This window comes from Mesorhizobium sp. M1004, from assembly GCF_040318795.1.
Taxonomy (GTDB): domain Bacteria; phylum Pseudomonadota; class Alphaproteobacteria; order Rhizobiales; family Rhizobiaceae; genus Mesorhizobium.
In genome coordinates, this window is record NZ_JAMYNB010000007.1 from 126,110 (window position 1) to 145,390 (window position 19,281).

General features: G+C 60.7%; 15 protein-coding genes. 5 read left to right on the top strand and 10 right to left on the bottom strand.

Annotated features, from left to right (window positions below; translation table 11 throughout):
• Nucleotides 1-217 precede the first annotated feature (217 nt).
• The 3 genes from NKH54_RS16550 to NKH54_RS16560 all read left to right on the top strand — a co-directional run bounded on the left by NKH54_RS16550 (nucleotide 218) and on the right by NKH54_RS16560 (nucleotide 8,737).
• Nucleotides 218-493, top strand: a complete 276-nt coding sequence (locus NKH54_RS16550) for a hypothetical protein (RefSeq protein WP_023725485.1) — start codon at nucleotides 218-220, stop codon at nucleotides 491-493.
• A gap of 446 nt (nucleotides 494-939) precedes the next feature.
• Nucleotides 940-6,651: a HAMP domain-containing protein gene (locus NKH54_RS16555; protein WP_031198412.1), complete on the top strand. Its 5,712-nt coding sequence runs from the start codon at nucleotides 940-942 to the stop codon at nucleotides 6,649-6,651.
• A gap of 49 nt (nucleotides 6,652-6,700) precedes the next feature.
• Entirely contained in the window at nucleotides 6,701-8,737 is a 2,037-nt protein-coding gene (locus tag NKH54_RS16560) for a PAS domain-containing hybrid sensor histidine kinase/response regulator (RefSeq protein ID WP_245265500.1), read from the top strand.
• A gap of 84 nt (nucleotides 8,738-8,821) precedes the next feature.
• On the opposite strand, the gene NKH54_RS16565 is transcribed toward NKH54_RS16560, so the two are convergent.
• From NKH54_RS16565 to NKH54_RS16595, 7 genes are all read right to left on the bottom strand, one after another.
• Nucleotides 8,822-9,250, bottom strand: a complete 429-nt coding sequence (locus NKH54_RS16565) for a GFA family protein (RefSeq protein ID WP_081839719.1) — start codon at nucleotides 9,248-9,250, stop codon at nucleotides 8,822-8,824.
• Nucleotides 9,243-9,419, bottom strand: coding sequence for a PCC domain-containing protein (locus tag NKH54_RS16570; protein ID WP_023704643.1), 177 nt, complete (start codon nucleotides 9,417-9,419; stop codon nucleotides 9,243-9,245). Before NKH54_RS16570 ends, NKH54_RS16565 begins: the two co-directional genes overlap by 8 nt.
• 26 nt (nucleotides 9,420-9,445) lie before the next feature.
• Nucleotides 9,446-9,763 carry a hypothetical protein gene (locus NKH54_RS16575; RefSeq protein ID WP_023704644.1) on the bottom strand — a complete coding sequence of 106 codons (318 nt, stop codon included), beginning with the start codon at nucleotides 9,761-9,763 and terminating at the stop codon, nucleotides 9,446-9,448.
• Nucleotides 9,764-10,032: 269 nt separating this feature from the next.
• Nucleotides 10,033-11,004, bottom strand: a complete 972-nt coding sequence (locus NKH54_RS16580) for an SDR family oxidoreductase (RefSeq protein WP_352668372.1) — start codon at nucleotides 11,002-11,004, stop codon at nucleotides 10,033-10,035.
• A gap of 183 nt (nucleotides 11,005-11,187) precedes the next feature.
• Nucleotides 11,188-11,829 (bottom strand): hypothetical protein, encoded by a 642-nt coding sequence (locus NKH54_RS16585; protein ID WP_023691383.1) that lies wholly within the window; start codon nucleotides 11,827-11,829, stop codon nucleotides 11,188-11,190.
• A gap of 451 nt (nucleotides 11,830-12,280) precedes the next feature.
• Nucleotides 12,281-13,261 carry a cell division protein FtsZ gene (gene ftsZ / locus NKH54_RS16590; RefSeq protein ID WP_023702103.1) on the bottom strand — a complete coding sequence of 327 codons (981 nt, stop codon included), beginning with the start codon at nucleotides 13,259-13,261 and terminating at the stop codon, nucleotides 12,281-12,283.
• 322 nt (nucleotides 13,262-13,583) lie between these two features.
• Entirely contained in the window at nucleotides 13,584-14,453 is an 870-nt protein-coding gene (locus NKH54_RS16595) for a LysR family transcriptional regulator (RefSeq protein WP_023668092.1), read from the bottom strand.
• Between the two features lie 235 nt (nucleotides 14,454-14,688).
• On the opposite strand from NKH54_RS16595, the gene NKH54_RS16600 reads away from it, so the two are divergent.
• Both NKH54_RS16600 and NKH54_RS16605 read left to right on the top strand, forming a co-directional pair.
• Nucleotides 14,689-14,844 carry a YjiS-like domain-containing protein gene (locus NKH54_RS16600; protein ID WP_023681184.1) on the top strand — a complete coding sequence of 52 codons (156 nt, stop codon included), beginning with the start codon at nucleotides 14,689-14,691 and terminating at the stop codon, nucleotides 14,842-14,844.
• 141 nt (nucleotides 14,845-14,985) lie between these two features.
• Nucleotides 14,986-16,056, top strand: coding sequence for a DUF930 domain-containing protein (locus tag NKH54_RS16605; protein ID WP_050485629.1), 1,071 nt, complete (start codon nucleotides 14,986-14,988; stop codon nucleotides 16,054-16,056).
• A gap of 88 nt (nucleotides 16,057-16,144) precedes the next feature.
• Here NKH54_RS16605 and NKH54_RS16610 read toward each other — a convergent pair whose 3' ends face one another.
• From NKH54_RS16610 to NKH54_RS16620, 3 genes are read right to left on the bottom strand one after another with little or no spacing between them, the layout of a single operon-like run.
• Nucleotides 16,145-16,888: a ribonuclease activity regulator RraA gene (locus NKH54_RS16610; RefSeq protein WP_027048645.1), complete on the bottom strand. Its 744-nt coding sequence runs from the start codon at nucleotides 16,886-16,888 to the stop codon at nucleotides 16,145-16,147.
• A gap of 23 nt (nucleotides 16,889-16,911) precedes the next feature.
• Nucleotides 16,912-18,075, bottom strand: a complete 1,164-nt coding sequence (locus tag NKH54_RS16615; RefSeq protein ID WP_023754437.1) for a mandelate racemase/muconate lactonizing enzyme family protein — start codon at nucleotides 18,073-18,075, stop codon at nucleotides 16,912-16,914.
• A 32-nt stretch (nucleotides 18,076-18,107) separates the two neighbouring features.
• Entirely contained in the window at nucleotides 18,108-19,205 is a 1,098-nt protein-coding gene (locus NKH54_RS16620; protein WP_027048644.1) for an ABC transporter ATP-binding protein, read from the bottom strand.
• Nucleotides 19,206-19,281: the final 76 nt, after the last annotated feature.

The following is a 19,281-nucleotide window of genomic DNA, read 5'->3' on the forward strand; positions in this document are numbered from 1 at the left end:
GTGAACCGGAAAACGGATATGAACGGCACGATTGCCTGATCTGGTCGCTCGCGTGAATCAGTGTCTGGAAGCGTACAAAGCCTTGCAGAGCTATCGACAGCGCGGCCAACCGTCATAGAATGAACAGGATACAGCGCCGAAGACTCGATGCCGGCATCTAGCAATCTTTGCGAGACATCCGGCGCCTCTGCGGTCGGCCTTCCGCAGGGAGGATGATGTGCTGAAAACCGAAGTCATTGACCTTGAAACCTATAGCGCAGTCTACGCGGTGATCTCTGGCTATCGCGCTGACGACATTATCTCGACGGCGTTTGCGGTCGATGAAATCCGCGCAAGGTTTCCTGAGTGTCGCTGCGACGACGAGGAATTGGTCGGGCTTATGGTCCATGCCATGTCCGGCAAGAAAATTGCCGTGAGCTTCGACCACCGGGTGGAACCGGTCAGGCGGCGTGCTGCGCTGCCGATCGCTTCGGAGAGCAAAGGACTGCGATAATTGGACCACCATAGGTCCGTTGCGATTTTGGAAGACGAGGCGTTTATCGCGCTCGAACGAATAGCTACGTTGCTTGACGCCCGAAACATCCCCTTTGTCGTCCATTCGGCAAGCTACGCCAATTTGGGTTTTCACGATCCGATTTTCCTTCACGGGACATGGGTCGCAAAGCCTGCCTCGCCTTCCGAGTTGCGCAACGCAATTCATGCCTCTCTGGCAATGGCAAACGGCGATGACGTGTCGTGGTCGGCTGAAGCCCGATAAATCGCAACCGCATCATGAAATCCGGCGTTCAAACCAAGGCGCAATCGTCGGCCTGGAATTTCACGGCACGATGGAACAAAATTGAAAATGCGGCGTTTGGGGTCTCGCGGCGCGATCCACCATTGGCCGCGGGGGCAACTTTATCCGTATAAATCCATAGGGCTGGGAGTGGCGCTGTGACCGTGCAGGCATCCAAGAAGCAATTGGACCGTCGAAGCATCCTGAATTCTCTGAAAGCCTTCCGGCGCGGCGATTTCTCCGTCCGCATCGACAATGTTTATGAAGGCCTCGATTCCGAGATAGCTGAGACTTTCAATGAGATCGCTGACCTCAACGACCAAGTGACGCGTGAGTTCGAGCGCTTGAGCCGGGTCGTCGGCAAGGAAGGGCGGATAGGCGAGCGCGGCCGGGTTCGCAATGCCACCGGCAGTTGGGAATCCAGTGTCCGTTCAGTCAATGATCTCATAGAAGACATGGTTCAGCCAACGGCTGAGGTTGCGCGCGTTATCGGCGCCGTCGCCAAGGGCGACCTGTCGCAGACCATGATGGTCGAAATTGATGGCCGACCGCTGCGTGGCGAATTCCTGCGCATCGGCAAGATCGTCAACACCATGGTCGGCCAGTTGGCCTCCTTCGCCTCCGAGGTGACGCGCGTGGCGCGCGAGGTCGGTACGGAAGGCAAGCTCGGCGGCCAAGCCCGGGTCAAGGGCGTCGCCGGCACGTGGAAAGATCTGACCGACAACGTCAACGCGATGGCCACGAACCTGACCGGGCAAGTGCGCAACATCGCGGAGGTTACGACCGCGGTCGCGTCGGGCGACCTGTCGAAGAAGATCACAGTCGATGTCAAGGGCGAAATCCTAGAACTGAAGAACACCATCAACACGATGGTGGACCAGCTTAATTCCTTCGCTTCGGAAGTGACGCGCGTGGCGCGCGAGGTCGGCACTGAAGGCAAGCTTGGCGGCCAGGCGCGCGTTGAGGGTGTTGGTGGTACGTGGAAGGATCTGACCGACAATGTGAATTCCATGGCCGAGAACCTGACTGGCCAGGTGCGCAACATCGCCGAAGTGACGACCGCGGTGGCTTTGGGCGACCTGTCGAAGAAGATTACGGTGGACGTGAAGGGCGAGATTCTCGAGCTGAAATCCACGATAAACACGATGGTGGACCAGCTGAATTCATTCGCGGGCGAGGTCACGCGCGTGGCACGCGAGGTTGGCACCGAAGGCAAGCTTGGCGGCCAGGCGCAGGTGCGCGGCGTCGCCGGCACCTGGAAGGACCTCACCGACAACGTCAACTCGATGGCCGAGAACCTGACCGGTCAGGTGCGCAATATCGCCGAGGTGACCACGGCGGTCGCGTCGGGCGATCTGTCCAAGAAGATCACGGTCGCCGTGCAAGGCGAAATCCTGGAACTCAAGGACACCATCAACACGATGGTCGACCAACTGAACTCCTTTGCCTCGGAAGTGACGCGCGTGGCACGCGAGGTCGGCACCGAAGGCAAGCTGGGCGGCCAGGCAGAGGTGAGGGGCGTCGGCGGCACATGGAAGGATTTGACCGACAACGTCAATCTCATGGCCGCCAACCTGACTGGCCAGGTTCGAAACATCGCAGAAGTCACCACCGCCGTGGCGCGCGGCGACCTGTCGAAGAAGATCACCGTCGACGTCAAAGGCGAGATCCTGGAGCTCAAGGACACCGTCAACACGATGGTCGACCAACTGAACTCCTTCGCCTCTGAGGTCACGCGTGTGGCCCGCGAAGTGGGATCGGAAGGCAAGCTTGGTGGCCAGGCGCATGTCGAAGGCGTCGGTGGCACCTGGAAGGATCTGACCGACAACGTCAACGCCATGGCCGGCAATTTGACGGTGCAGTTGCGTGACGTGTCGAAGGTGGCAACGGCCATAGCGACCGGCGACTTGACCCAGAAGATCACCGTCGACGCGCTGGGCGAGATCTTGCAGATCAAGGACGTCATCAACACGATGGTCGACCAGCTCAATTCCTTCGCTTCGGAAGTGACACGTGTGGCGCGCGAGGTCGGCTCCGATGGCAAGCTCGGCGGCCAGGCCCAGGTGCGCGGCATCGGCGGCACGTGGAAGGATCTGACCGAAAACGTCAACGCCATGGCGGCCAACCTGACCGGCCAGGTGCGCAACATCGCCGAGGTGACCACCGCCGTGGCGCTCGGGGACCTTTCGAAGAAGATCACCGTCGATGTCCGCGGCGAGATCCTGGAGCTGAAGGACACCATCAACACAATGGTGGACCAGCTTAATTCCTTCGCTTCGGAAGTCACGCGCGTGGCACGCGAGGTCGGCACGGAAGGCAAGTTGGGAGGCCAGGCGCAGGTGCGCGGCGTTGCCGGCACGTGGAAGGATCTCACAGACAATGTGAACTCGATGGCCGAGAATCTGACCGGCCAGGTGCGCAACATCGCCGAAGTCACGACCGCCGTGGCGCGCGGCGACCTGTCGAAGAAGATCACCGTCGATGTGAAGGGCGAAATCCTGGAGCTCAAGTCGACCATCAACACCATGGTGGACCAGTTGAACTCCTTCGCCGGCGAGGTCACCCGAGTCGCGCGTGAGGTTGGCACCGAGGGCAAGCTTGGTGGCCAGGCGCGCGTCGAAGGTGTTGCCGGGACCTGGAAGGACCTGACCGACAACGTCAACCTGATGGCGACGAACTTGACCAATCAGGTGCGCGGCATCGCCGATGTCGTGACGGCGGTCGCGCAAGGCAATCTCAGGCGCAAACTGACGGTCGACGCGAAGGGAGAGATCGCCCTGCTGGCCGACACCATCAACGGCATGATCGAGACGCTTGCCACCTTTGCCGACCAGGTGACCAACGTCGCCCGTGAGGTGGGCATCGAGGGCAAGCTCGGTGGTCAGGCGCGTGTGCCAGGTGCCGCCGGCCTCTGGCGCGACCTCACCGACAATGTCAATCAACTCGCTGCCAATCTGACCACCCAGGTGCGTGCCATCGCCGAGGTTTCGACGGCGGTGACCAAGGGCGATCTTACCCGTTCGATCAGCGTCGAAGCCTCCGGCGAGGTCGCCGCGCTGAAAGACAACATCAACGAAATGATCCGCAATCTGAAGGATCAGACGCTGAAGAATGCCGAGCAGGACTGGTTGAAGACCAATCTCGCCCGGTTTTCGCGCATGCTGCAAGGCGAGCGCGACCTTGCCACCGTCTCGCGGCTCATCATGTCCGAACTCGCTCCTCTGGTGAACGCCCAGTATGGGGTGTTCTACGTCACCAATCGCGACGAGGAGGAATCCTATCTTGAGCTGGCGGCTTCCTATGGCGCCGAGAGCAAAGCTGCCATCAAGCAGCGGCTTGATCTGCGAGAGGGCCTGGTTGGGCAAAGTGCCGCCGACAAGCGCGCCATCATGCTGGACAATGTGCCGCCAGAATTCCTTCGGGTCACATCTGGTCTTGGCAGCGCCTCGCCAGCCAATGTCATCATCCTGCCTGCTCTGTTCGAGGATGAAGTCAAAGCCGTCATCGAGCTCGCCTCGTTCGGCGAGTTTCGTGACACACACCAGTCGTTCCTCAACCAGCTCATGGAATCCGTCGGCATCGTTCTCAACACAATCGCTGCGACGATGCGCACGGAGGGCCTGCTCAAGCAGTCGCAACTGCTGACGTCGGAATTGCAAGCGCGTCAAACCGAGCTGACAAAAAAGCAGGAAGAGCTGCATGCGACGAACGAGGAGCTGCAGGAAAAGGCGCAGCTGCTCGAGAACGAAAAGAAGCAGGTCGAAAACAAGAATCTCGAAATCGAGATGGCGCGACGCGCGCTGGAGGAAAAAGCCGAGCAACTGGCGCTCACGTCGAAATACAAATCCGAATTCCTGGCCAATATGAGCCACGAACTGCGCACGCCGCTCAATTCGCTGCTCATTTTGTCAAACCTGCTGGCGACCAATCAGCACGGCAACCTCAACGAAAAACAGGTAGAGTTCGCCCGCACCATCAATTCGGCAGGAACCGATCTTCTCAGCCTCATCAACGATATCCTCGATCTGTCGAAGATCGAGTCGGGCACTGTTTCCATCGACATCAACGATATGCCGGTGACGCATCTTCGCCAGCATATGGAACGAACTTTTCGTCAGCTGGCAGCCGACAAGGGACTTGGCTTCACCATCAAGGTCGATCCGGCGCTTCCCGACACGGTCCGCACAGATGAGAAACGCTTGCAGCAGATTGTCCTCAACCTGCTTTCCAACGCATTCAAATTCACCTCGGAAGGCGAGGTCAGCCTGAACTTCCGGGTTGAAAAGGCCGGCCGCCGCAATGGCGCGACGCAGCCGGTGAAGGCTCTCGCGATCGCCGTCACCGACACCGGCATTGGCATTCCAGAAGACAAACAGAAGCTGATTTTCGAGGCCTTCCAGCAGGCCGACGGCACCACCAGCCGCAAGTATGGCGGCACCGGCCTTGGGCTCTCGATCAGCCGCGAGATCGCTCGCTTGCTTGGCGGCGAATTGCGGGTCGAAAGCACGCCGGGTAAGGGGTCGACATTTACCCTCATCATCCCGTTCGACGGCCCCCGCGTGACGACAGTACAGTCGACCTTGGCTCCGGCGGCGGAGGCAGTTGCTGCGACAGCTCTGCTCAGCAGTCCGCCCTCGGCAGAGCTGATCGACGACCGCGATTCAATCCTACCCACCGATCGGATCGTGTTGATCGTCGAAGACGATCCGACCTTTGGCGGGTTGCTGCTTGGCCTCGCCCGGTCGGCCGGGCTGAAAGGCGTTCTGTCGACTGCAGGTTCCGGCACGCTGGCATTGGCCCGCAAGCTCGTTCCCGACGCAATCACACTTGATCTCGGACTTTCGGATATCGATGGCTGGGTGCTTTTCGATCTGCTGCGGCATGACCAGAAGACGAGGGGAATTCCCATCCATGTCATCTCGGGTGCCGAAGACATCGACAGTCTCGCACGCAAGGGGGCGTCCAGCATTTCCACCAAGCCCGTTTCCTCGGACGAGCTGATGAAGGTGTTTCAGGATATCCACTCGAAGAAGCTCCGCGTTCAGCGCCGCGTTCTGGTCGTGGACCCTGACCCGGAGCGGCGTCTGGCGCTGGTCGAGGCAATCCGCGACGGCGTAACGTCGGTCACCGCGATCGGTCGTGTTGCGGCAAATGCAGAAGACGTTGGCCTCGCCTCCTATGATGCCGTCGTGCTCGGCTTTGGACGCTCCGCCAAGGACAACGCAAAGGCGCTGGACGAGATCACCGGCCAATTCGGCGAAGCCTTGCCGCAGCTGCTGTTCTTTACGCCTCACCCGGACGCGCTTGAACAGGTACTGGCATTGAACCCGGCCTTGGCGGAAGCACCGCGGGCGGAGAACTTCGCTCAATTGGCGCTGCATATTTCGGCAACGCTGCCGGGAGAAGGTCGTCAAGAGGCCTGGGCAGGAACTGAACATAACGGCAAGTCCGATCTCGCCGGGGCGAAAGTTCTCATCGTCGACGACGACATTCGCAACATCTATTCGCTCACCAGTGTTCTGGAGACCTATGACATACAGGTTCTGCATGCCGAGCGGGGCCGTGATGGCATCGCGCTTCTTGAACAGGCGCCCGATGTCGACGTGGCATTGATCGATATCATGATGCCGGAGATGGACGGCTACGAGACGATGCGGCGGATTCGCGGCACACCGGCGATTGCTCATATCCCGCTGATTTCCGTCACCGCAAAGGCGATGAAGGGGGATCGGCAAAAATGTCTGGATGCCGGGGCTTCCGACTACATCGCCAAACCCGTCGACCTGGATCTCCTGCTGGCGCTGCTTCGTGTCTGGATCGGGCGTGCCCGATCCCGTGTCGAGAGCCCGGAAAAAATTCTCCTGGCAGCGAACTGACGGCCGTTCGATGCAAAAGCTGGCAAGAAACAGGGTAAGGAAACTTGAGGTGGCAGCTCTTGCCGAAGGGCCGGCAAGAGCCCGCATCCTGGCGGTGGACGACGATGAGCGCAATCTGCTGGCGATCAGCGAAGTGCTCGCGACTATCGGAGAGGTCATCTGCGCCCAATCGGGCGAAGAGGCTCTGCGCTTTCTGCTGAAAGAGGAGTTCGCCGTCATTCTCCTGGATGTCCTCATGCCAGGGTTGGACGGGTATGAAACGGCCGCACTTATCCGCCAGCGCGAGCAATCCAAGCGCACCCCAATCATCTTCTTGACCGCCATCAACAAGGAGGATGCGCATATGCTGCGCGGCTACGACGCCGGCGCAGTCGACTATGTGTTCAAGCCATTCGATCCGATCATGCTGCGTTCGAAAGTCGCGGTTTTCGTCGAACTCCACGAGAAGACGCTCGAGATCCAGCGCAAGGCGGAGGTCGAGCAGGGACTATTGGCGCAGGCGTTGCAGGCGCACAAGGACAAGCTTCAGGCCGAACGCGCGCTGCGCAGCGCCGAGCAACGGCAGGACGCCATCCTGAATTCGTTGCCGGTCTGCTTTCATGCTCGGGCAGCCGAGCCGCCCTTTGCGGCGCGCTTTGTTACGGAGGGCGTCGAGCGCTTGACCGGCTTTGCGCCTGAATACCTGACATCGGATCCAGAGTTCGGTCTCAGCCGCGTTCATCCGGACGACCTGCCGCGATTGAGGGAAGCGCTGCTGGCGGCAAAAACCACCGGCTCCTATACGTGCGAGTTCCGCTGGCAATGCGCCAATGGCGAGTATCGCATTTTTCTCGACCAGGGGGTGATGTCGGACGGCTTAGATGGCCGTGAACCGGAAATCATCGGCACATTGCTTGACATCACCGAGCGGCGCGGTCTTGAGGATCAGCTGCTTCAATCCCAGCGCATCGACGCTATCGGCAAGCTAACCGGCGGCCTGGCGCATGATTTCAACAACCTGCTCGCCGCAATTCTCAGTGGGTTAGGGCTGCTTGAACGCCGAGCCACGTTGGATGATCAGGCGCAACAGGTACTCGACCTGACGCGGCGTTCTGCAAAACAAGGCGCTGACCTTGTGGCGCGAATGCTGGCATTCTCGCGGCGCCAGACCCTGAAGCCGGAAGCGGTGCGCCTTGCTGCGCTGAACGACACGATGAACGGATTGGTGGCGCCCGTGCTGGGGGGGTTGATCCGTTTCGACTGGCAGATCGATGACACGATCTGGCCGGTGCATGTCGATGCAGGCCAACTTGAATTGGCCTTGATGAATCTGGTTTTCAACGCGCGTGACGCCATGCCCTCTGGCGGGACAATAACCGTGCATGCGCAGAATCGATCGATCGGGACGCCAACAGAGGATATTCCGCCGGGCGACTATGTCATGATCGCCGTCAAGGACACCGGATCCGGCATACCCCCCGATCTTGTCGCCAAGGTCGTCGAACCGTTCTTCACCACCAAGCCGGTCGGTAAGGGAACGGGCCTCGGCCTCAGCACGGTCTACGGCTTCATGAAGCAGTCAGGTGGGACACTTCGCATAGAAAGCGTCGTCAACCGCGGAACTACCATGCAACTCTGGTTGCCACGATCGACCGAACAGCCGGTCGATCCTGTGGTGGAACCCGACATTGAACGAGCGTTCGCCGATGCCGGGATGGAGCACCCATCAATCCTCCTGATCGACGACAGCCATGTTTTGCGGCAATTGACCGCCGAGTCCCTTCGCCAGCGTGGTTTCGAGGTGACCTGCGCGGGAGGAGGGGCGGAGGCGCTGGCCATGATGGAGCGCACTCCCGACGAGTTCGACGTCATTATCACCGATTTCGCCATGCCACTCGTATCCGGCGTCGACGTGATCCGCTTCGCGCGCAATTTGCGCTCGGACTGGCCAGCGGTCATGATCACGGGCTATGCCGATGCCCGGGAGATTGCCGATCGGCCAGCCGACGTGCCCTTGCTCGGCAAGCCCTTCCGGGACGAGGATCTGTTCGAAGCGATTTTCCTCGCGATAGAGAATGCGGCCCCCCAAAGGATCAAAACCGGCTAGCGCTTAGGGGTTGTCAACGGTCTGGCCACGTCGCAAAGGGCCGCATTCCTGATCGGCAATCTTGGTCATTCGCAACAGGCGGCGCTACCAGCGTTCCTCGGTGTCGCGGTCCGGTAGGTCTATTCCGCAGCACACCCAACCAAGGCGCTGCGCTGAACCATAGTTGTACCGAGGCTCCAGATGAGCCGGATCATCGAAGGTACCGACGTGCAGCGCGATCTCGGTTGGCGACGCGTCATAGCAAAGGCTGAGCGGCGACCCGCATTCTGGGCAGAAGCCTCTTTGCGCGATCGGCGAAGACCTTCGATATGTTGGCGTTCCGGAATTCCAGGTCAGGCTTTGGCAGGGCATCCAGGCAAGAACTGCAAACGCGCTGCCGGTCGCTCGTCTGCACATATCGCAGTGGCAGTAGTGAACCCTCGGTTCGATCCCGGCGCTGAATCGGATCCTGCCACAGAGACATCCGCCCTTGATGGCCAAGGAGCCGGGTAGGCGCTTGCCAACCTCACGCATTAAGATCGATCAAGGCGGCGCCGAACGCTCCGATCGCAGTCAAAGAGGCACTGCCGAGGTTTTGGTCGGTTGCGAAGGCTGTCAGCGCACCGAAGCCTTCGTCGCCGAGGTCGAGCACGACGACGAAAGTCCTTTGCCCGCTGACCTGATTGACGAGCTTGGGTTTCATGGCGTTCCGAACCTGTTGCGGGGCAGTTAATGGGCATGGTGCTCGGCATTCCGCTTGCGGGTTGCCGCTGCCTTCTTTGCCGATTCCGATCGGCTTTCGGCTGACCGTGAAGCCGATGCCTTGCCGCCGCTTTTCCCACCCTTGTGGGCCGCGGGGTGTCCGGTGTGTTTACCACGACCCGAGCCGCCTTCTTTCTTGCCGCCGCCATCGTCCTTGTTGACGGTCGCCCATGCCCGGCGCTCGGATTCCTTCTCGGAAACACCGCGCTTCTCATAGCCTGCGGCAATGTGGTCGGCTGTGCGTTCCTGTTTGTCGCTGTATTTCGATTTGTCGCCTCGTGGCATGGTCGTTCTCCTGGCTCAATGATGTTTGAACGGTATGCCGGCGGGAGAGTTCCAAGCGGAAATTCAGAAAATTGAAAACGCGAGCGAGGATTTCGACCAACACGGAGCGCTATTGCTCCGGAGCCGTGGCGGGTGCCGTGTAGCGGCGGCGCACGGCACCGATCACGCGTTTCTTGAAGCGATCGAGCGCGGCAAGCGTCTCCCTGGAGACGACGTCGTCGCGTGCCGTCTACTCGGTAGCCCAATGCAACGAAATACGTTCCGCGACCTCAGTAGCCACCGACCACCGGCAGGATCTCTCCCGTGATGTAACTCGAGCAATGCGACGAGGCGAGGAACACGTAAGCCGGGGCAAGTTCTTCCGGTTGCGCTGGCCGTTTCATCGGCGTATCCGCGCCGAATTTCGAGACGTCGTCGGCTTCCTTGTCCGAAGGGTTGAGCGGCGTCCACACCGGACCTGGCGCGACCGCGTTTACCCGGATGCCCTTGCCGATCAGATTGCCCGAAAGCGCTCGCGTGAAGGCATGAATGCCGCCCTTGGTCATCGAATAGTCAACCAGTTGCTTGGAACCGTCGATGCCGGTCACCGAACCGGTATTGATGATCGCGGAGCCCGGCTCCATGTGCGGCACGCTCTCCTGCGCCATATGAAAATAGCCGTAAAGATTGGTCTTCAGCGTCGTGTCGAAATGTTCCTCGGTCAGGTCGTTGAAGTCACTGGAATGGATTTGGAAAGCGGCGTTGTTGACCAGCACGTCGATCCTGCCGAATTTTTCGACCGTCAGCGCCACGGCGTTGCGGCAATGCTCGCGTTCACTGAGATCGGCTTTTATCAGTATGCAACGCCGGCCTTCCTTTTCGACGGCGTTTTTGGTCGCTTCGGCGTCCCTGTCTTCACTCAAGTATACGATCGCAATGTCGGCGCCCTCGCGGGCGAACAAGACTGCCACCGAACGGCCGATGCCGGAATCACCACCCGTGATAAGCGCTACCTTGTCGTCGAGTTTTTTCGATCCGAGGTAGTAAGGCGCATCGTAGAGCGGAGCGGGCTCGATCGCCCATTCATGCCCCGGTTTGGGTTGATGCTGCTCGGGAAAAGGCGGCTCGGGATATTTGCGGGCGCCGGCTTGCATCGCTTGTTGCATTTTGCCATTGCTCTTCGTCTCGTCTTTGGCGTCGATACCACGCTGGATATGGCGTTGCTTGGCGGCTTCAGCTGAAGTCTGCGACTTAGTCTGCATGGCTTTCTCCTGTGCTCGGAGAACGAACAACGCATGCCGGGCAAAAAAGTTTGCGCAAATATCTCGATCCCGAAAGGGCTCGCCATTGCGAACAGCCCGCGAAGAGCGTGGAGCATTGGTCGTCAATGAGACCGGAATTGCCATGCCGGTGGCGTTCAGACAAACACCACATTCGTTACCCGCTCAAAGCACGCTCTTTTCAGAACCATAGGGTTTGGCAATGCGGACCATGCCTTTCGTCCGAAGGCGCTGGTATAAATAGAAAATCGTCATCAAGCCGATTGCTGTTCCGGCACCAAGACACAGCGCGAGCAATAGTTCTGCACCGACACGAAACGCAAGCAGAGTAACGCCGGCCGCAGCGACGATGGCATTTATGAATGCGATCATAGTCGCTGCAGTGGTCAGGTACGCCAGGAGTGGCCCAGTACGAAGAGAAGGTTCGGCGTCATTTTCGGGCCAGCGACCGAATTCCTTGGAAAACTGGAAGGCAGCCTCGTCGCCCAAAGTTCGATAGTAGGCTCTGATCCGGGCAATGCCGATATGGGCCTGCATGTTCTCAGCGGCGATGTCGACCAACCTCAAGACGGTAAAGGCACCCAGTAAAAAGACCGATGGCAGCACAACCGCGACAAACGGCAGGAAGAACTCGGAGGACTGCGTAACAAAGCCCGTTGCCACCAGAGCGCTCGACAGAGCCATAATGTAGATGGTCGTCCGCGACGCCATTTCACTTATGGACGTGCTGATCGCTGTCTGCTGCACGAAATGCTCTGTCGTCAGGGCCGCGAGAAACGAAGCATCGGGTGTCGGCGTGTCAGCCATGGAGTATGCTCCTGTCGGGTCGACCTGAGTTTTTTTTCGATATAGCGCTTGCGAGGCTGGCCGCCACTGGATGCTCCCGACGTCTGACCCATGCCGGTTTTATTGTGCCATATCCAGCGAGCCCGCATCACCGATCAGAAAGGGCCGATCATGTGGTCAGCAGACGCTGGCCATATCGCAGGCGAAATGTCTGCCGCGGTCAATCTGTATGGCCTCCTGTTGGGGATCCGGGTCGAAGCGCATTCGCGGCGCGGTTGCAGTTGGAGCGGTTCCGCGGCGGCGCTGACGCGAGTTCGCGCATTCGTGGCAGCTGCCTCGAAACAATTCGGTGTCTAGGCCGGCAACGCGAATTCACCGGCAAGTTCAATGGTGCGGCTTGCGGGCCGACTTTTCGGTGGCGAAGCCCATGACCACGTCCACCAGAGTCATAAATCAGCAGCCCGGATCCTGCCTACTGCGGTATCTCCAGGCCCTGCCGCAATCCTGTCGCGACGACTGAGACCCTGAATTTTCCGGCGAGTGCCCGGTCGAATATGGCGCCGACGATGATGTCGGCGTCGGCGTCGACCTCCTCGCGGATGCGGGTGGCGGCCTCATCGACTTCGAACAGCGTCATGTCCATGCCGCCCGAGATCGAGACCAGGACGCCCTTGGCGCCGATCATCGAGGCTTCGTCGAGAAGTGGGTTTGCTATCGCCGCTTCGGCGGCCTTCCTGGCGCGGTCCTCGCCCGTGGCTTCCCCGGTACCCATCATTGCGCGGCCCATGTCGCGCATCACCGACTTCACGTCGGCGAAGTCGAGATTGATCAGCCCCTCCTTGACGATGAGATCGGTTATGCAGCCGACGCCGGAATAAAGGACGCGATCAGCCATGGCGAAGGCGTCCGCGAAAGTCGTCTTTGCGTCGGCGATCCTGAAGAGGTTCTGGTTCGGAATAACGATCACGGTATCGGCGCATTCGCGAAGCTGCTCGATGCCCTCTTCGGCGGCTTGCATGCGGCGCTTCCCTTCGAAGGTGAACGGCTTGGTGACGACCGCCACCGTCAGGATGCCGGCTGCCCGTGCAGCGTTCGCTATGACGGGCGCGGCACCGGTTCCAGTTCCGCCTCCCATGCCGGCGGTCACGAAGCACATATGGGTTCCCGCTAGGTGGTCCCTGATCTCGTCGATCGATTCCTCGGCTGCCGCGCGGCCGACCGCCGGCAGCGACCCGGCGCCCAGGCCTTCCGTGACATGGGCACCCAGCTGGATCAGCCGCGATGCTTTCGACATGGTCAGTGCCTGGGCATCGGTGTTGGCGACGATGAACTCCGCACCCTGCAGATTTTCGGCAATCATGTTGTTGACCGCGTTGCCGCCGCCACCGCCGACACCAATAACGGTTATCTTCGGCCGCATTTCCGAGATGACGGGCCTTGCCGCGGTGCTCATCGTCTTGTCTCCTTGGAATTGATCGACAAAAAAGTTCCCGGAACGCGCCGCTTGAACACGCCAGGTGCAAGAATCACGTTCTATCGCCTTGGCACAGGGAATCAGAGGGTGAACTTTGCGGCAAGACAAGATGTGGGACTTGTACCATATGCGCCTGAATGAGCCGACCTTTTGAACGGGTCTCCAGTTCAATCTTCCGGAATCGGCTCGGATTCTGGCCAGCGAAAATCCACAATCTCCGGGATCCAACCCCTCCAAGCTTCACGCGCCCGCCTCACGCGCCAGAACCTTGAGAATCTGGCGGCCGATCGACGCCTGACGCTTAGCGGATCGGCATCTTGCCGCGAAACAGCGGCTGATGGGCCCGCATCAGAGCGGCAATCCGGTCGGCAATCTTTCGTACCGGCGGGGAGTGGCGTTCCTCATGGTGGGTGACGATCCACTGGTCGGTTTCGAGTTCTGGGATAGGATGAGCGACGCGAACCAGCCGCGGATCGCTGTCACCGACGAAGCACGGAAAGATCGAAAGGCCGGCGCCTGCGGCCACCAATTCGCGCACTGAATGGGTGTTGTTGCCGCGCACGGCGATGCGATCGCCGTGATGGGCTTGCAGCCAGCGCGCCGAGGCAATGTTTGCCCCTTCGCCGGTGACGCCGACGAACAACCCGGCGGCGATGCCGTTGATCAGGTGGCGTCCGGAATAGATGGCATACGCGACCTTGCCGCTCTGACGGCCGGCCAGCCACTGTTCGGTCGGGCGCTCGCTGCGGATGCCGATATCGGCGGCGCGGCGACCGATGTCGACCCGGTCGGTGGTGGTGACGAGTTCCACCCTGATGCCGTCATCGACGGTCCAGATTTCGCCGATATGGGTGGAAACGAAGGCCGAGGTCCATGGCCCGGCCGAGACGCGGACAATGCGGTCGGGCAGGTTTCCCTCGCGCCAGCGGGTTAGCGACTGCATTGCTGCTTCGACGTCTTCGGCGCGCCGCAGCAGTTCTTCACCGACCGGGGTTAGCCGGTAGCCGGTCTGCTGACGTACGAACAGCGCTTCGCCGATCTGCTTTTCGAGCGCGGTGACGCGTCGTCCGAGTGTGGCTGCGCTGAGGCGCGTGGTTGCCGTCGCCGCGCTCAGGCCACCCAGCCGCGCAACGTCGAGAAACAACCTCAGATCGTCCCAGCCAATATCCATTTTGCAGAAATGAAAAACTCCTTGCGACCGTGGCTGTAGCGCGAAGCGGCCATCACGCGCAAGTATGCAGCCGTTGGAGGCGCTGGAAATTCCTGCCCTGGTGGGACAATGACAGGCACCTCGGTTGGCCAGGCAGTCAGCGCAATCCGTTCGATCGTGCATACGCTTTGCGCGATTGCTTTGCGTTTTCGACCAATCCAAGAACGTGGGTATCCCGCTCGCCAAGGAGACGATCATGTTGCATGAACTTCGACACCGTTTCGCCCGCTGGCTTGCCTATCGCCAGACGCTTGCGAGCTTGAGGCGGCTTCCAGACAGCATATTGGCGGATGCGGGCCTTTCTCGCGAAGAGCTCCGCGAGCGTGCCCGCGACGCCAGCCTGCGACGCTGAGATTGGAGGCGGGCATGCAGAGAATGGAGCCGGCGGCGAGAAGCAATCAGGCGTCGTCTCCTCACTGTTGAGCTGCGGCTGAATGCGCCAATACGGTTGCCACGCTTGATGCCGCCGCAGTTTCGCTCCACATCGTGAGGGATGAAGACCGAGAAATCCGAGCGGCGTCGGACTTTGCTGTGGGCCTTGCCCGCATCGCTGGTCCTGCATGCGCTCATCACCGCATTCCTGGTCTATGGCCTGCCCGTTCCTGCCCAGCAGCCGCAGGAGGAGGAACCGGTCAATGTCGCACTCGTCCCGCCGCCCGAACCGCCGAAGCCGAAACCCGAAGCCAAAAGTCAGCCTGAAAAGAAGGTCGAAAAGCCGGTGCCGGACAACCTGCCGTCAGAGAAAGTCCTGAAGCCTGCATTCCAGTTCGGTGACAAAGACACCGGCCCCAGGAAATCGCTGGATGGGAGAAGCGCTCAGGACCAAGCGTCGTCCACGACCAAGGATAGCGAGCCCAAGCCGGCTGCCACGCCAACTGATGCGGAGAGCAGATCTGAACCGACGCCCGACGCTGCAAAGCCGGCGGAGCCAGCCAGCATCGACGAGAAGCCGGAAGCTGACAAACAGGAGGCGGGAGCCCCTGACGCCGACAGGCACGAATCGGCCGCTGCAATACCTTCGGCTGATGATGGCGGTGAGATCGAGCTTCCTGCGTCGGCTCAGGCGCCTGAGGCCAGACCCGACACTGCACCGAAACCCAGCCCGGCGAAGGCCGCGAAGCCGCCGCGCGCAAAGGCCGTAGAGCCAAGCCCCACGGCCAACTCACTAGCGTATGCGGGGCTTCCGGGTGTTCGCAAGCTTTTTTCAAAAGGCGCGACCGGCGATCCCTTCGCAACGAACTCGATGGCCGACGTGCCACGGGGGCAACGCGTAGCCGACCTTTGCTCCAATCTTCTGGGTCAGCAACTGAACGACGCCGCTTATCGCCCCGTATTGCTCCCAAGCATTCCACTAGAGGTCGGCAATCTTCTGGACGCCCCGGATACCGCTTTTCGTACCGCGACGACTTGGTATCATGTGCGCTTTCGCTGTGGGATCGACACCAATGCGACGCATGTGACGTCCTTCACCTTCCGTATCGGAGCCGCCGCTTCACCCGAGGAAAGCGTTTTTCTGGATCGGGAGGCCCGTCGGCAGGGTTTTCGAGTGGGACCAGGCATGTAGCCGAAGGCAAGGGTCTCAAAACCCACGTATTGCGGGGCAACAATCACCTCTTGGACAGCTGCATGCCGAATGCCGTTGCTGCCGGGCCTCAGCCCTTCACTGGATTGGCTTTGCGCCACTCCTCATATTCGCCGCGGGCGTCGTCATGCAGCGGATAGTAGCGCTGCAGCGGCGCTCCCTGCATCAGCTTCTCTCGCGAGAACTCTTCCCAATCGTGATGCTTCCGGGATTCTTCGATCACCTTTGCGGCCATTGCGACGGGAAGCACTACCACCCCATCGTCGTCTGCGATGATAATGTCGCCCGGGATCACCGTGACACCGCCGCAGGCGATCGGAACGTTGACGGCGTTCGGATAGATGCTGGTTTGCACATGGTAGTTGGGCGTCCAGCCGCGCAGCCATAGGGGCAGATCGAGCTTCTCGACATTGGGCCGGTCGCGCATGCAGCCGTCGATGACGATGCCCGCGCCGCCTCTGCCCTTGAAATAGGTCGACATCATATCGCCGAAGACGCCCGAGCTCATGTCACCGCGCGCGTCGACGACGACCACATCGCCTTCCTGCGCGTGATAGAGCACGTGCCGGTGCAGTTGCGTTTCCGGGTCGGCGTATTCTCCCTCGCTGAAGAGGTCCGGCCGCTGCGGCAGGAACTGCAGCGTCAGCGCCGGCCCGACGATCGACTTCCCATGGTTCTGCGCCACCGGACCGACCATGTGAGGATTGCGGAAACCCATATGGCCAAGCGTGCCGGCGACCGTCGCGGCGCCGATTTCCCTCAGGGCGTCAATGAGGTCTTTGGGCGGTCGCGTGATGTCAGGGATATGCGTCATCGTGGACTCCGGTTGAGATGGAACTACCAGTTCGTAACAGACCCGTCCCGGCGCCTGAGGTGAGGCGCTTCCCAGAAACGAAAAGCCTCCGCCTGGACCGCCGCTTCGTTGACCTCGACGCCGAGGCCCGGCAGGTCGCTGACCGGATAGTCGGGACCGTCGAGCCGTGGCTGCACGGGGAAGAAGTCGGAATTGTCGAAGCCCAGCTTCGTCTCGGGTTCCCTGGTCTCGAGCCACGCGAAGTTGGGTACCGCGGCGGCGAGATGTAGGGTCGCGGCCGTGCACACCGGACCAAGCGGATTGTGCGGCATCAGGTCGACATAGTGCGCCTCGCTCCAGCCAGCGACCTTCATCGCCTCGGTGAGCCCGCCGACATTGCAGACATCGAGACGGTTGAACTGATGGATGCCGCGCTCGATGTAGGGCAGGAACTGCCACTTGCTGGCAAATTCCTCGCCGATGGCAAAGGGAATGTCGGTCATCCTGCGCAGGGATTCGTAGGCTTCAGGTGTCTCGTCGCGGATCGGCTCCTCGAGAAAATCAAGCACGCCGCGGCCGAGCTTGTTGCAGAAGCTCGCCGCCTCTGCCACCGACAGCCGATGATGATAGTCGATGCCGAGAACGACGTCGTCGCCAAGCGCCTCGCGCGCCTTGTTCAGCATGCTCGCGGTAGCGCCGATCGACTCGCGGGGTTCGAAGATGTCCCTGCTGCTTTGCCCTGCGGGGAAGAAGCGGATCGCCTGCCACCCCCGTGCGCGCAGCTCCCGGGCTCGTTCGATGGCGAGGTCGCCCTCGGCCTCGTCTCCGGTCGAGGCGAAGGTGGGGATGCGGTCGCGCTGCTTGCCGCCCAGCAGTTCGTAGACCGGCACCCCCAGCGCCTTGCCCTTGATGTCGTGAAGGGCGATGTCGATGGCGGAGATAGCCGCCTGCAGAACGCGCCCGCCTTCGAAGTACTGGCTGCGATAGGCCTCCTGCCAGATTCGCCCGATCTGCATCGGGTCACGGCCGATGAGAAACTCGCGAAAATGCTCGACCGCGCCGGCAACGGCCTTTTCGCGCCCGCTCAAGCCGCTCTCGCCCCAGCCGAAGACGCCCTGGTCGGTCTCGATCTTGACGAGCATCTGATTACGCGTTCCAACCCATACAGGATAGGGTTTGATCGCGGTGATCTTAAGCTTTTCAGTCATCCCCAACGTTCCCAATGAACCCCCGTCTTGTCTCAGCCGGCCTTGAGGGCCAGTTCAGTTTCGCCATCGAACAGATGCAGCCGCTCCTGGTCGAACTCGAGCCAGATCTGCTCGTCAGGTGCGACGGCGATGTTGGGGGACACGCTGATGTTGACGATGGCGCCTGACAGCAACGCCTGCACGAAGGTGACGTCTCCGGTCGGCTCCACTGTATAGGCCCTGGCCGGGACGCTGCCTGGCACCGCGCTCTTGTGGAGCCTGATGGTCGAGTGACGTGCGCCGAGCACGACTTTCCTCGACGTTGCCCCCGCAACCTTCCGGGCGTTGAGCGGCGAGAGCTCAAGGCTCCAGCCCTCCGCGCCGGTCAACGCAGTGTTGCCGTTTGCTGTCGATGCCTCCAGTGGAACAAGGCTCATCGCCGGGCTGCCGATGAAGCTGGCGACGAACATGTTCACCGGATGGGCAAAGACCTGCGCCGGAGAATCGTATTGCAACAGGTAGCCGCCGTTCATCACCGCCATCTTGTCGGCCATGGTCACGGCTTCGAGCTGGTCGTGCGTGACATAGATGATGGTCGCCTTGAGATCCTGGTGGAAGCGCTTGATCTCCGAGCGCATCTGGACGCGCAGTTTGGCGTCGAGGTTGGAGAGCGGCTCGTCCATGAGGAAAACGGCAGGGTCGCGGACGAGGGCGCGCCCCAAGGCGACACGTTGCTGCTGCCCGCCTGAAAGTTCGCGCGGCTTGCGCTCGAGCAGGTGCGTCATGTCGAGCACGCGCGCCGCTTCCTTGACCTTCCTGTCGATCTCGTCCCTGGGCAGCTTGCGCATCTGCAGCGGGAACGCCAGGTTCTTGTAGACCGATTTCTGCGGGTAGAGCGCGTAGTTCTGGAACACCATCGCGATGTCCCGGTCCTTGGGGTCGAGGTCGTTCACCACGCGGTCGCCGATGACGATGTCGCCCGATGTGACCGGGATCAATCCCGCGACAAGATTGAGCGTGGTTGTCTTGCCGCAGCCCGAAGGGCCGACGAGCGCAACGAACTCGCCGTCATTGACCGTCAGCGAAACGTCGTTGACAGCTTTGAAGCCGCCATAGGTCTTGACGAGATCTCTCAGGACCACGTGGGCCATCGGCAACTCCCTACGGCATGATGCCGAAAAGTGTGAAGCGGTTTTCGGACGACATCATGCTCTATCTCTTTGATTT

Excerpts from the sequence above, each read along its gene's own strand:
- NKH54_RS16620 (WP_027048644.1), bottom strand. The coding sequence starts at position 19,205 with ATGGCCCACGTGGTCCTGAGAGATCTCGTCAAGACCTATGGCGGCTTC.
- NKH54_RS16580 (WP_352668372.1), bottom strand. The coding sequence starts at position 11,004 with ATGCAGACTAAGTCGCAGACTTCAGCTGAAGCCGCCAAGCAACGCCAT.
- NKH54_RS16615 (WP_023754437.1), bottom strand. The coding sequence starts at position 18,075 with ATGACTGAAAAGCTTAAGATCACCGCGATCAAACCCTATCCTGTATGG.
- ftsZ (WP_023702103.1), bottom strand. The coding sequence starts at position 13,261 with ATGAGCACCGCGGCAAGGCCCGTCATCTCGGAAATGCGGCCGAAGATA.
- NKH54_RS16575 (WP_023704644.1), bottom strand. The coding sequence starts at position 9,763 with ATGCCACGAGGCGACAAATCGAAATACAGCGACAAACAGGAACGCACA.
- NKH54_RS16595 (WP_023668092.1), bottom strand. The coding sequence starts at position 14,453 with ATGGATATTGGCTGGGACGATCTGAGGTTGTTTCTCGACGTTGCGCGG.
- NKH54_RS16585 (WP_023691383.1), bottom strand. The coding sequence starts at position 11,829 with ATGGCTGACACGCCGACACCCGATGCTTCGTTTCTCGCGGCCCTGACG.
- NKH54_RS16600 (WP_023681184.1), top strand. The coding sequence starts at position 14,689 with ATGTTGCATGAACTTCGACACCGTTTCGCCCGCTGGCTTGCCTATCGC.
- NKH54_RS16605 (WP_050485629.1), top strand. The coding sequence starts at position 14,986 with ATGAAGACCGAGAAATCCGAGCGGCGTCGGACTTTGCTGTGGGCCTTG.
- NKH54_RS16570 (WP_023704643.1), bottom strand. The coding sequence starts at position 9,419 with ATGAAACCCAAGCTCGTCAATCAGGTCAGCGGGCAAAGGACTTTCGTC.
- NKH54_RS16565 (WP_081839719.1), bottom strand. The coding sequence starts at position 9,250 with ATGCGTGAGGTTGGCAAGCGCCTACCCGGCTCCTTGGCCATCAAGGGC.
- NKH54_RS16610 (WP_027048645.1), bottom strand. The coding sequence starts at position 16,888 with ATGACGCATATCCCTGACATCACGCGACCGCCCAAAGACCTCATTGAC.